At 59.0% G+C, this 11,751-nt stretch carries 11 protein-coding genes; 4 read left to right on the top strand and 7 right to left on the bottom strand.

Annotated features, from left to right (window positions below):
- The first annotated feature begins 4 nt into the window (after positions 1-4).
- The 4 genes from nirB to cobA are packed head-to-tail and all read left to right on the top strand — an operon-like array spanning position 5 to position 6,261.
- A complete protein-coding gene (gene nirB / locus ACA064_RS21700; protein ID WP_497669960.1) occupies positions 5-2,458 on the top strand; it encodes a nitrite reductase large subunit NirB in 2,454 nt (817 codons plus the stop codon).
- Positions 2,455-2,772 (top strand): nitrite reductase small subunit NirD, encoded by a 318-nt coding sequence (gene nirD, locus ACA064_RS21705; protein WP_150642816.1) that lies wholly within the window; start codon positions 2,455-2,457, stop codon positions 2,770-2,772. The genes nirB and nirD overlap by 4 nt, the downstream gene beginning before the upstream one ends.
- Positions 2,772-5,489, top strand: coding sequence for a nitrate reductase (locus ACA064_RS21710; RefSeq protein WP_497669961.1), 2,718 nt, complete (start codon positions 2,772-2,774; stop codon positions 5,487-5,489). The genes nirD and ACA064_RS21710 overlap by 1 nt, the downstream gene beginning before the upstream one ends.
- A 10-nt stretch (positions 5,490-5,499) precedes the next feature.
- Positions 5,500-6,261 (top strand): uroporphyrinogen-III C-methyltransferase, encoded by a 762-nt coding sequence (cobA, locus tag ACA064_RS21715; RefSeq protein ID WP_497669962.1) that lies wholly within the window; start codon positions 5,500-5,502, stop codon positions 6,259-6,261.
- A gap of 551 nt (positions 6,262-6,812) precedes the next feature.
- On the opposite strand, the gene ACA064_RS21720 is transcribed toward cobA, so the two are convergent.
- The 7 genes from ACA064_RS21720 to ACA064_RS21750 all read right to left on the bottom strand — a co-directional run bounded on the left by ACA064_RS21720 (position 6,813) and on the right by ACA064_RS21750 (position 11,687).
- Positions 6,813-7,847 (bottom strand): OmpA family protein, encoded by a 1,035-nt coding sequence (locus ACA064_RS21720; protein WP_497669963.1) that lies wholly within the window; start codon positions 7,845-7,847, stop codon positions 6,813-6,815.
- Between the two features lie 107 nt (positions 7,848-7,954).
- Entirely contained in the window at positions 7,955-8,545 is a 591-nt protein-coding gene (gene sigX, locus ACA064_RS21725) for an RNA polymerase sigma factor SigX (RefSeq protein ID WP_497669964.1), read from the bottom strand.
- A gap of 91 nt (positions 8,546-8,636) precedes the next feature.
- Positions 8,637-9,461 (bottom strand): mechanosensitive ion channel family protein, encoded by an 825-nt coding sequence (locus ACA064_RS21730; RefSeq protein ID WP_497669965.1) that lies wholly within the window; start codon positions 9,459-9,461, stop codon positions 8,637-8,639.
- Positions 9,462-9,463: 2 nt separating this feature from the next.
- On the bottom strand, positions 9,464-9,709 hold the full coding sequence (locus ACA064_RS21735) for a CrfX protein (protein WP_497669966.1): 246 nt from the start codon (positions 9,707-9,709) through the stop codon (positions 9,464-9,466).
- Between the two features lie 63 nt (positions 9,710-9,772).
- Positions 9,773-10,768 carry a divalent cation transporter CmaX gene (cmaX, locus tag ACA064_RS21740; protein ID WP_497669967.1) on the bottom strand — a complete coding sequence of 332 codons (996 nt, stop codon included), beginning with the start codon at positions 10,766-10,768 and terminating at the stop codon, positions 9,773-9,775.
- Positions 10,769-10,794: 26 nt separating this feature from the next.
- Positions 10,795-11,286 carry a ribonuclease E activity regulator RraA gene (gene rraA / locus ACA064_RS21745; RefSeq protein ID WP_150642808.1) on the bottom strand — a complete coding sequence of 164 codons (492 nt, stop codon included), beginning with the start codon at positions 11,284-11,286 and terminating at the stop codon, positions 10,795-10,797.
- Between the two features lie 101 nt (positions 11,287-11,387).
- Positions 11,388-11,687, bottom strand: coding sequence for a Rieske (2Fe-2S) protein (locus ACA064_RS21750; protein ID WP_497669968.1), 300 nt, complete (start codon positions 11,685-11,687; stop codon positions 11,388-11,390).
- Positions 11,688-11,751 lie beyond the last annotated feature (64 nt).

Genomic DNA, 11,751 nt, shown 5'->3' on the forward strand with positions numbered 1-11,751 from the left:
CTTTATGAAAAAACTCAAACTGGTGATGATCGGCAACGGCATGGCCGGGGTGCGCACCCTGGAAGAGCTGCTCAAGCTGAGTAACGAGCTGTACGACATCACGGTCTTCGGCGCCGAACCCCATACCAACTACAACCGCATCCTGCTGTCGCCGGTACTGGCCGGTGAGCAGACCTTCGAAGAGATCGTGCTCAACGACCTGAGCTGGTACCTGGAAAACAACATCAAGTTGCTGCTCAACCGCAAAGTGGTGGAGATCGACCGGGTCAAGCGTCGGGTGATTGCCGAAGACGGCACCGAGGCCGAATACGATCGCCTGTTGATCGCCACCGGCTCGACGCCTTTCATTCTGCCGATTCCGGGCAATACCTTGCAGGGCGTGATCGGCTACCGCGACATCGCCGACACCCAGGCGATGATCGACACCGCCAAGACCCACAAGCATGCGGTGGTCATCGGTGGCGGCCTGCTCGGCCTGGAGGCCGCAAACGGCCTGATGCTGCGCGGCATGCACGTGACCGTGGTGCACATCGGCGAATGGCTGCTGGAGCGGCAACTGGATAAAACCAGCGGCCAACTGCTGCAAAGCGCCCTGGAAAGCCGCGGCCTGAACTTTCGCCTGTGCGAACAGACCCAGGCCTTGCACGACGCTGGCAACGGTCGGGTCGGCTCGGTGCAATTCAAGAACGGCGATATCATCCCCGCCGACCTGGTGGTGATGGCCGCCGGCATTCGCCCAAACACCGAACTCGCGGAAAAATCCGGCATTCCCTGCAACCGCGGGATCCTGGTCAATGACACCCTGCAAACCTACGACCCGCGCATCTATGCAATCGGCGAATGCGCCAGCCACCGCGGTATCGCCTACGGCCTGGTCGCGCCGCTGTTCGAACAAGCCAAGGTCTGCGCCAACCACCTCGCGCAACTGGGCTTCGCTACCTACAAGGGCTCGGTGACTTCAACCAAACTGAAAGTCACCGGCATCGACCTGTTCTCCGCTGGCGACTTCATGGGTGGCGAAGGCACTGAAACCATCACCCTTTCCGACCCCATCGGCGGCGTCTACAAGAAGCTGGTGATCAAGGATGACGTGCTGGTCGGTGCCTGCCTGTACGGCGACACCGCCGACGGCGGCTGGTACTTCCGGCAGATCCGCGAGAGCCATGGCATCGGCGAAATCCGTGACCACCTGATGTTCGGTGAAAACGCCCTCGGTGACGTCGGCCACCAAGGCCAGGACAAAGCCATGAGCATGGCCGACACGGCCGAAGTCTGCGGCTGCAACGGCGTGTGCAAAGGCACCATCGTCAAGGCGATTCAGGAACACGGCCTGTTCAGCGTCGACGACGTCAAGAAGCACACCAAAGCCGCCAGCTCCTGCGGTTCCTGCGCCGGCCTGGTGGAGCAGATCCTGATCAATACCGTCGGCGGCGCGGCGGACGTCAAACCGAAAAGCGAAAAAGCCATCTGTGGCTGCAGCGACCTCAACCATGGGCAGATTCGCCAGGCGATCCGCGAACAGCATCTGCTAACCATCGCCGGAACCATGGGTTACCTGAACTGGCGCACCCCGAACGGCTGCGCCACCTGCCGTCCGGCGCTGAACTACTACCTGATTTCCACCTGGCCCGGCGAAGCCAAGGATGACCCGCAGTCGCGCCTGATCAACGAACGGGCCCACGCCAACATCCAGAAAGACGGCACCTATTCGGTGGTTCCGCGGATGTGGGGCGGCGTCACCAACCCTTCCGAGTTGCGGCGCATCGCCGATGTGGCGGACAAGTACAACGTGCCGATGGTCAAGGTCACCGGCGGCCAGCGCATCGACTTGCTGGGGATCAAGAAGGACGACTTGCCGGGTGTCTGGAAAGACCTCGACATGCCGTCCGGCCACGCCTACGGAAAATCCATCCGCACCGTGAAAACCTGCGTCGGCAGCGAGTTCTGCCGCTTCGGCACGCAGAACTCGACCCAACTGGGGATCGAGCTGGAACATGACCTGTTCAACATGTGGTCGCCGCACAAGGTCAAGCTGGCAGTCTCTGGCTGCCCACGGAACTGCTCGGAAGCCGGGATCAAGGACGTCGGCATCATCGGCGTGGACTCCGGCTGGGAGATGTACATCGGCGGCAATGGCGGGATCAAGACCGAGGTGGCGGAGTTCTTCGTCAAGCTGAAAACCGCCGAAGAAGTGCGCGAGTACAACGGCGCCTTCCTGCAGCTGTATCGCGAAGAAGCCTTCTACCTCGAGCGCACCGTGCACTACCTGCAGCGGGTCGGCATGGAGCACATCAAGAAAGCCGTGCTGGAAGATCCGCTACGACGCAAGGCCCTCAATGAGCGCCTGCAATTTTCCTTGTCGTTCGAACAGGACCCGTGGAAGGAACGTCTGGAACAGCCGCTGCTGAAGAAAGAGTTCGACACCATCGTGGTGAAACAGCTGGAGGTGCTGGCATGAACTGGCTGGATATCTGCGCCCTGGAAGAAATCAATGCCCTCGGCTCGCGGGTCATTCGCGGCCCGAAAGGCGATATAGCGATCTTTCGCACCAGCGATGACGAGGTTTTCGCGCTGGATGACCGTTGCCCGCACAAGGGCGGCCCGCTCTCTCAAGGTTTGATCTACGGCAAGCGGGTCGCGTGCCCGCTGCACAATTGGCAGATCGATCTCGAATCCGGCGAAGCCCAGGCCCCGGACATCGGCTGCGCCCACCATCATCAGGCCCGAGTGGAAAATGGCCGGGTGATGCTGGCATTGCGGGACGCAGTCTGATGAACCGCCAGACGACCGCCTCGACCTGCTGTTACTGCGGGGTCGGTTGCGGTGTGTTGATCGAGCATGATGGCGAGCAGATCCTCGGCGTCAGCGGCGACCCGACGCACCCGGCCAACTTCGGCAAATTGTGCAGCAAAGGTGCGAGCCTGCACCTGACCGGCGACCTCACGGCACGGGCGCTGTACCCGGAACTGCGGCTCGGCAAAGGTCTGGCCCGCAGCCGCACCAATTGGGATACCGCGCTGGATCATGCGGCCAATGTATTTGCCGAGACCATCAACGAACACGGCCCGGACAGCGTGGCGTTTTACATCTCCGGGCAACTGTTGACCGAGGATTACTACGCCTTCAACAAGCTCGCCCGGGCGCTGGTCGGCACCAACAATATCGACAGCAATTCACGGCTGTGCATGTCCTCGGCGGTGGTCGGCTACAAGCGCAGCCTCGGTGCCGATTCCCCGCCGTGCAGCTATGAAGACCTGGAACTGAGCGATTGCGTAATGATCGTCGGCAGCAACATGGCCTACGCCCACCCGGTGCTGTTTCGTCGACTGGAAGAAGCCAAAAATCGCCGGCCGCAGATGAAAGTCATCGTCATCGACCCACGGCGCACCGACACCTGTGAGCTGGCGGACCTGCATCTGGCGATTCTGCCCGGGACCGATGTCGCGCTGTTCCATGGGATTTTGCATCTGCTGCTGTGGGAAGACTGGATCGACCGTGACTTCATCAAGGCCCACACCGAAGGCCTGGCCGAGCTGAAAAACCTGGTCCGTGATTACACACCACAGATGGTCGCGCAGTTATGCGGGATCAGCACCGAGCAACTGCAGCAATGTGTCGAGTGGATTGGCACCTCGCCAAGTTTCCTGTCGCTGTGGTGCATGGGGCTCAACCAGTCCACCGCTGGCAGCGCAAAAAACAGCGCGCTGATCAACCTCCACCTGGCCACCGGGCAAATCGGCAAGCCGGGCGCCGGACCTTTCTCTCTGACCGGTCAGCCAAATGCCATGGGCGGTCGCGAAACCGGCAGCCTGTCGAACCTGCTGCCGGGCCACCGCGAAGCCGCCAACCCTGAGCACCGTGCGGAAGTCGCCAGCTATTGGGGTGTCGAGCAGCTGCCTGAAAGCCCCGGACTGACCGCCATCGAGCTGTTCGAACAGGTGCGCAACGGCAAGATCAAAGCCTTGTGGATCGCCTGCACCAACCCGGCACAATCGCTGCCGGATCAAAATGCAGTGCGCGAGGCCTTGCAGGCCTGCCCGTTCGTGGTATTGCAGGAAGCCTTCCGCACCACCGAAACCGCGCCGTTCGCCGATTTGCTGTTGCCTGCTGCCAGCTGGGGCGAGAAGGAAGGCACGGTAACCAATTCGGAGCGGCGTATTTCCCACGTTCGCCGCGCCATTACCGCACCCGGCGAAGCACGGGCGGACTGGGCCATCACTGTGGATTTCGCTCAACGCCTGGAACAACGTCTGCGCCCGGGACAACCCAGCCTGTTCGCCTTCAACGATCCGGCGCAGGTCTTTGACGAATACAAAGAGCTGACCCGCGACCGTGACCTCGACCTGTCCGGCATCAGCCACGCCTTGCTCGACCGGATCGGCCCGCAGCAATGGCCCTTCCCCGGCGGCGCGCTTGAGGGAACGCCTCGGCTGTACGTCGACGGGATTTTTCCGACCGCCAGCGGCCGGGCCCGGTTTGTTGCCGACCCCTACCGCGCCGCCAAGGAGCAGCGCGACGCGCGCTTCCCGCTGACCCTGATCACCGGTCGCCTGCGCGACCAATGGCACGGCATGAGCCGCACTGGCACCGCCGCGCAGTTGTTCGGCCACGTCAACGAAGCGATATTGAGCCTGCACCCCGACGAATTGCGCCGGCATCGCCTGCAAGCCGGGGATCTGGTCAGTCTCAAAAGCCGCCGCGGCAACCTGATCGTCGCGGTCGGTAGCGATGACAGCGTCCGCCCTGGCCAGGCCTTCCTGCCAATGCACTGGGGCGATCGCTTCCTCAAGGGTGGCATCAACACCATCACGCAACCGGCATTCGACCCGCTGTCCAAACAACCGGAACTCAAACACAGTGGCGTGCGCATCGAACCGGTGCAGCTGCCCTGGCAGCTGTTTGCCTTGATCGAAGGCAACGTGCAGGAGCATTTCGAGGCCCTGCGACCGCTCTGTGAGGCCTTTACCTACGTCAGCCTCAGCCTGACTGGCCGCGAGCGTCCAGCGCTGCTTATACGCGCTGCCAGCGCCGTCGCGCCTGACCCGCAGTTACTCAGGGATATCGATCAACAGTTGGGGCTTAACGAAGGACCCGTACTGGCCTATGACGACCCACGGCGCTCCATTGGCAAGCGAGTGCGGATCGAGAGCGGACGCATCACCGCCATCCGCCTGGCCGGTGAAACCCTCGCCCGGCATTGGCTGCAAAGCCTGTGGCTCGAGGGCACAGCCGACGAACAATTGCGCCGCTGGCTGCTGGCACCGCTGAGCACCCCACCGGGTAGCGCGATTAGCGACCCGTCCGCCAACAAGACCTTATGCAACTGCAAAAACGTCAGCCAAAACGCGGTCTGCGCCGGCATCCGGCGCGGTCTGGATCTGAATGGTTTGAAACAAGAACTGGGCTGCGGCACTCAATGCGGCTCCTGCGTACCGGAAATCAAGCGTTTGTTGGCCGCTACTGCCCAACCGATAGCCGTAACTTCGTGAGGAATAGAACATGAGCGCAAAAGTCTGGCTGGTGGGCGCAGGTCCTGGCGATCCCGAATTGCTGACCCTCAAAGCGGTGCGCGCCCTGGGCGAAGCCGATGTGGTGCTGATCGATGATCTGGTCAACGAGGCTGTCCTGGCCCATTGCCCACAGGCACGCATCATTGCCGTCGGCAAACGCGGCGGCTGTCGCTCCACACCACAGGAGTTCATTCATCGCCTGATGTTGCGCTATGCCCGCCAAGATAAATGCGTGGTGCGGCTCAAAGGCGGTGACCCGTGCATTTTCGGCCGTGGCGGTGAAGAAGCGCAGTGGCTCAGGACCCACGGGATTGCAGTCGAAATGGTCAATGGCATCACCGCCGGCCTGGCCGGAGCGACGCAATGCAATATCCCGCTGACACTGCGCGGCATCAGCCGTGGCGTAACCCTGGTGACCGCCCACACTCAAGACGACAGCAGCCTGAACTGGCAGGCCCTGGCCCAGGGCGGCACGACGCTGGTGATCTACATGGGCGTGGCCAAACTCAGCGAAATTCGCGAGCAACTGCTGGCCGGCGGCTTGGCGGCCGATACGCCGGTGGCGATGATTGAAAACGCTTCGCTGCCACAGCAAAGGGAATGTCGGAGCGATCTGACCGCCATGCAGGAAGACGCCCTCGCCTTCCAGTTGAAAAGCCCGGCTATCCTGGTGATTGGCGCTGTGGCGGCTTGTGAAGACGTCAAAAAATCGCTGCCAGCGGCAGAGTGGTGCGCAGACGTGGCCCTGTAGATACCGTATTACCCTCATCGACCGCTGAAAAGATCGCAGGCTTCGCCAGCTCCTACACGGGATTTGCGGACACCCCGTCTACCGTAGGAGCTGCCGCAGGCTGCGATCTTTTGATCCTGGCGTCAGCCGCGACACTTCCATCGACCGCTGAAAAGATCGCAGGCTTCGCCAGCTCCTACGCCGGATTTATGGACACCCCGTCTACCGTAGGAGCTGCCGCAGGCTGCGATCTTTTGATCCTGGCGTCAGCCGCGGCACTTCCATCGACCGCCGAAAAGATCGCAGGCTTCGCCAGCTCCTACGCCGGATTTATGGACACCCCGTCTACCGTAGGAGCTGCCGCAGCCTGCGATCTTTTGATCCTGGCGTCAGCCGCGACACTTCCATCGACCGCCGAAAAGATCGCAGGCTTCGCCAGCTCCTACCCCGGATTTATGTACTCCTCGCACCCAGGGAACTAGCCTTTACACAGGGGAATGTGCGGACCAGCCATCAAATCGCAGACAAAGAAAAGCCCGGCCTAAGCCGGGCTTTTCAGAGCAGCGAGCTAATTACTTAGCGGCAGCTTCAACCTGCGCTTCTACGCGACGGTTTACAGCGCGGCCCGAATCAGTTGCGTTATCGGCAACTGGGCGGGATTCGCCGTAACCAACGGACTGAACGCGGGTCGATTCAACACCGTACTGGTTGGTCAGAACTTGCTTAACGGCGTTTGCACGACGCTCGGACAGTTTCTGGTTGTAAGCGTCAGGACCGACGGAGTCAGTGTGACCTTCAACAGTAGTGCTGGTGGATGGGTACTGCTTCATGAAGTCAGCGAGGTTTTTGATGTCGCCGTAGCTGGCAGGCTTGACTACCGACTTGTCGAAGTCGAATTTCACGTCCAGCTCAACACGAACAACTTCAGCAACTGCTGGGCAGCCATCAGCATCAACAGTTACGTTGGCTGGGGTGTCCGGGCACTTGTCGACGTTGTCGCACACGCCATCGTTATCGCTGTCTGCACACACTTCAGCTGGAGCTGGAGCTGGAGCTGCAGCAGGCTTGGAGCCGCCACCGAAGTTCACGCCGATACCGACGCTTGGAGCCCACTCGGTGTCGCCCTGGTCGATGTTGTACTGAGCTTCAACGCCGGCACGGGCGTAGAAGTTCTCGGTGAAGTACAGTTTGGCACCGCCGCCAACGTTGGCGAAGGTGGAACCGTTACGACCGCTACGGCCGTTCTGACCGATGCTCTGATCGGAGAAACCGGCGGAGACGTAAGGACGGATCATGTCGCCAGGGTTGTTGAAGTGGTACAGAGCATCCAGAGCGGTATCAGAGCCCTTGATGTTACGACCGTCTTCGGAACGTACGTTGTGCACTTCGTCGTAGGCCAGACGCAGTTCAACGTCGTCAGTCAGGAAGTAACCAACCGAACCGCCGAACAGGTTGCCGTTGTTTTTGAAATCACGGGCGCTGTCGTACTGTTCTTTCTTGGCGAAGCCTTCGATTTCAACTGCGCCTTGGCCTTGTGCCAGCGCGCCGAACGAAGTAGCGGCAATAAAAGAACCAATGGCAAAGCCCAAGGTGTTTTTCAGTTTCATCCGTTAAATCCCCATCTGGTGATTGTGAAGCAGTCCCGCAAACCGGGGGACAACTCGGCGGCAAGTCTATCAGAACTTGCCTACACGTAAGAGATATTTGCGCTGAACTAAGTTTCAGCAATGCCTGCAAATTTCTCACGCAATTTATCTAGAGCGCGTTTGTAACGCATTTTTGTAGCACTCAAACCCATGTGCATGATGTCTGCGATCTCCTGAAATTCCAGCTCTGCGACAAATCGTAGCACCAGAATTTCCCGGTCAATCGGGTTCACATACACCAACCAGCGATCAAGTCCACCCTTATCCTCGGGTTTCGGCATCTTCTCATCAGATGCTTCCTCGAGGGGGTCGAGACTCAACGCGTCCATCAAGCGACGCTTACGCCGTTCCTTCCGATACTGCGTGATGCATTCGTTGTACGTGATGCTGTATAGCCATGTCTTGAACTTCGATTTGCCCTCGAAGTTCTTCAAACCATACAGCACCTTCAACATCACTTCCTGACAGACATCATCTGCGTCACGATCGTTCCCTAAATACCGCGCACAAACGTTAAATAAGGTTCTCTGGTAGCGCCGCATCAACTCTTCATAGGCGCGTGTTACGTGAAACAGCTCGGTGTGCGAGCGCGCGACCAACTCCTCATCAGAGAGCTCGCGGGGGTCGTAGCGCATGGATAGCGATTGGGCTTTATTCAAAACGAGTCAGTGCCGACAGTCAGGTCAATGTCCACCGCGGCCCGGATTAGCGGGCCTTTTGCGGCGGCATACATTAGCAGGGTTTGCCGGGTTAGCGGCTACTCACATGCTGTTCCAGCATCATCCGATTGGAGAGAGAGACTAGCTCACCCTCATCGGTCAGCAGTGTGGTTTTAACCGTGCCGATCTCTTCGATCTGCCCTTCGACCTCGCCAACACGCACTTGTTGCCCCACCTGATACAACTCACGCACATAAATTCCCGCAAGAATCTGCCCGGCGATTTCCCGGCTTCCCAACCCCATGGCCAAGGCAACTGCCAGACCAACGGTTATCAAAACGATGACAATCACATGGTTGAGCAGGTCAGTTTTGACCTCCAACTGACTGATTGCGACCGAAATACTGATGATGATCACCAAGCCCTGGGCGATACGTCCAAGGCCTGCCGCGTAATCCAGACCTACGCCCTCTGCTGCGCCGCGTACCAGCCCGTTGGCCAACTGCGCCAACAAAACCCCTACCAGCAACACCAGCGCGGCGCCAAAGACCTTCGGCAAATACAGCGCCAACATATCGAGCGTAGCCGAAACTCTTTCCAAGCCAAGTGATTCTGCAGCAGAAACCAAAAAAATCAGCAAAACGAACCAATACACGATCTTGCCGATCAAGGTCGAGATCGGCACCTGCAGGCCCGCTCGGGACAAAAGCTTGGTCAAACCGGTACCGCCCATCAGCCGATCTAGTCCCAGTTTTGCCAGTAATTTGGAGAGCAAGGTGTCGAGCAGCTTGGCCACGACGAACCCCAACAGCAACACCACCAGTGCGCCAAACAGGTTGGGGATGAAATTCGCTACCTTGGTCCACAATGCAGTCATCGCAGTGACGAGGCTCTGAGTCCAGAGATCAAGTTCCATATTCAATCAGCCTTATCAGCAGTGCGGGCAGTAGATTTACGCCGGGAAACCGGTGAGACATGGGCCGAGCCGTTATTGAGGGCGATCATCAGCGCCGGCAACCAGCGCCCCAGCAAGCTGAACAGATCACCCGCACCCACCTGACGGTTGGCGGTTTTCAGCACGCGGCCCAGGCAGGCATCATCGTCACGGGTGGACGGTGACGCCTGGAGCATGTCACGCAAAGACTGTTCGAACGGATCGTGCATACGCACCTCTCGAGATGTCTGTGAAAGACGCGGTGAAAATTCTTCGGGTCACATGGCAATCCATCAGACCCAGCGCAAACGACGGAACAACCACCACTGTCCCAGACCCACCGAGAGCATCATCAGACAGGCCACGAGGAAGCCATACGGGCTCTCGGAGAAGGGTATTCCGCCGACATTTATTCCCAGCAAACCGGCCAGAAAACTCATCGGCAGAAAGATACAGGTGATGATTCCGAAACGGTACATCGTGCGATTCATGCGCACGCTCAAACGCCGGTCCTCGGCCTCCAGCACAAGCCCCACGCGTTCTCTGGTCAATTCCAGCTCTTCCAGGTAGCGCGTCAGGCTGTTGTTCAATTCGTTCCAATAGTCGCCATCGTCTTCGACGAACCACGGCAATTTGATCCGGGTCAGCTGACCGAAAATATCCCGCTGCGGAGCAAGGAAACGTTTCAGTGCGGCGGCTCTTCGGCGGATCTGCAAAATGGCGCCATGTTCCGGAGTATACCGTTCGTCGGCATCCAGCTTTTCTTCTTCCTCATCGACGATTTCCGAGAGGCTGCTGACAATATCCTGAACCTTGTGGGTCAGGTACTGAGCCATATAAAGGATGATTTCAGAGGCGGTTTTCGGCCCTTTGCCTTCATCCAGGCACACCAATAGTTCATCGGTGGCCCGCAATGGTCGCAAACGCAGGGAAATCACACGCTGGGCGGAACCGAAGATCCGTACCGAGACCATGTCTTCCGGTTCGGCGCCCGGATTGAGGTTAATCCCGCGCAAAAACAGCAGCAGTTCGCTGTCCGGCAACGGCAACAGCCGTGGCCGGGTATTTTCTTCAAGCAGCAGGTCGCAACTGAATTCGCTCAGACCGCTGTATTTACGCAGCCAGGTCTGGGTTTGCGGGTGACTGCGATCCCAATGCAGCCAAAGGCTCTCGTATGGCTGCAGTTGCAGGTCATCCAGTTCAGTCCGGGCAATCGAACGCGCACCGCCTTTACCATCCAGCACCAGGGCGTGAACCAGCCCCCACTGCGCGTTTTCTTCCTCGAACATCCTTACCCCTTGCTTGGTCGAACGTTTTATTCAGGCATCTTCAGCGGGCTTGGCGAGATGATCACGCCGTTATTGTCCGCATAAATGTATTCGCCTGGACGAAAGGTCACGCCAGCAAAGGTCACTGCAACGTTGAGATCACCAATACCGCGTTTGTCCGTCTTCATCGGGTGACTGGCCAGGGCCTGGACGCCCAGATCGGTTTGCGCGATGACGTCGACATCCCGGATGCAACCGTAGATCACCAGCCCTTCCCAACCGTTCTTCGCGGCCTTCTCGGCAAGCATGTCACCGAGCAGTGCCCGGCGCAGCGAACCACCACCATCGACTACCAGCACCTTGCCGTTCCCTTTGAGATCGACCTGCTCCTTGACCAGCGAGTTGTCTTCGAAGCACTTGATGGTCACGATTTCGCCGCCGAAGGAATCACGACCGCCAAAATTGCTGAACATCGGTTCGACCACCTGCACCAGTTCCGGGTAGGCGTCACACAGGTCGGGAGTAAGGTAATGTTTCATCGAGAAACTCCTGTAAGGGAAAGCACACGATAGAAAGAGTCGAAAATCGCAGCGGTTACGCTAACAAACGAATTCCGGCGTCGGATATTCAAGGTTTGAGCCTAGATGTCAACACCTATGCGGTCACCATCATAGACCAGTTTCAGCATATTCAAGCCCGGGCAGGACGGCTGCAAGGCCCGCCCGCTGGGCAATTCGAACTCCATGCCGTGCCGGGTGCAACGCAACACATTGTCCACCACCGTGCCCGCAGATAACGGCGCGCCTCGATGGGGACAGCTGTCTTCGAGCAACAATGGCTGATTATCCAGCACTAGCAAGAGCAGGCTCCGCCCTTCGACCTCGAAGGTCTGGCGGTAGCCTTCTACCAGATTGATCAGACGCTCAAGCGGCACGAACATACAGGCTGACCCGGTAACCGAAAGTGACCAAAACAGTTCAATGCGTCATATCTTAGCCGTTAGT

This window comes from Pseudomonas sp. LBUM1658, assembly GCF_059716055.1.

What these genes read in the sequence shown, in the direction of transcription:
- ACA064_RS21730 (WP_497669965.1), bottom strand. Translation starts at nt 9,461, where the DNA reads ATGGAACTTGATCTCTGGACTCAGAGCCTCGTCACTGCGATGACTGCA.
- ACA064_RS21720 (WP_497669963.1), bottom strand. Translation starts at nt 7,847, where the DNA reads ATGAAACTGAAAAACACCTTGGGCTTTGCCATTGGTTCTTTTATTGCC.
- cobA (WP_497669962.1), top strand. Translation starts at nt 5,500, where the DNA reads ATGAGCGCAAAAGTCTGGCTGGTGGGCGCAGGTCCTGGCGATCCCGAA.
- ACA064_RS21735 (WP_497669966.1), bottom strand. Translation starts at nt 9,709, where the DNA reads ATGCACGATCCGTTCGAACAGTCTTTGCGTGACATGCTCCAGGCGTCA.
- nirB (WP_497669960.1), top strand. Translation starts at nt 5, where the DNA reads ATGAAAAAACTCAAACTGGTGATGATCGGCAACGGCATGGCCGGGGTG.
- ACA064_RS21750 (WP_497669968.1), bottom strand. Translation starts at nt 11,687, where the DNA reads ATGTTCGTGCCGCTTGAGCGTCTGATCAATCTGGTAGAAGGCTACCGC.
- nirD (WP_150642816.1), top strand. Translation starts at nt 2,455, where the DNA reads ATGAACTGGCTGGATATCTGCGCCCTGGAAGAAATCAATGCCCTCGGC.
- cmaX (WP_497669967.1), bottom strand. Translation starts at nt 10,768, where the DNA reads ATGTTCGAGGAAGAAAACGCGCAGTGGGGGCTGGTTCACGCCCTGGTG.
- rraA (WP_150642808.1), bottom strand. Translation starts at nt 11,286, where the DNA reads ATGAAACATTACCTTACTCCCGACCTGTGTGACGCCTACCCGGAACTG.
- ACA064_RS21710 (WP_497669961.1), top strand. Translation starts at nt 2,772, where the DNA reads ATGAACCGCCAGACGACCGCCTCGACCTGCTGTTACTGCGGGGTCGGT.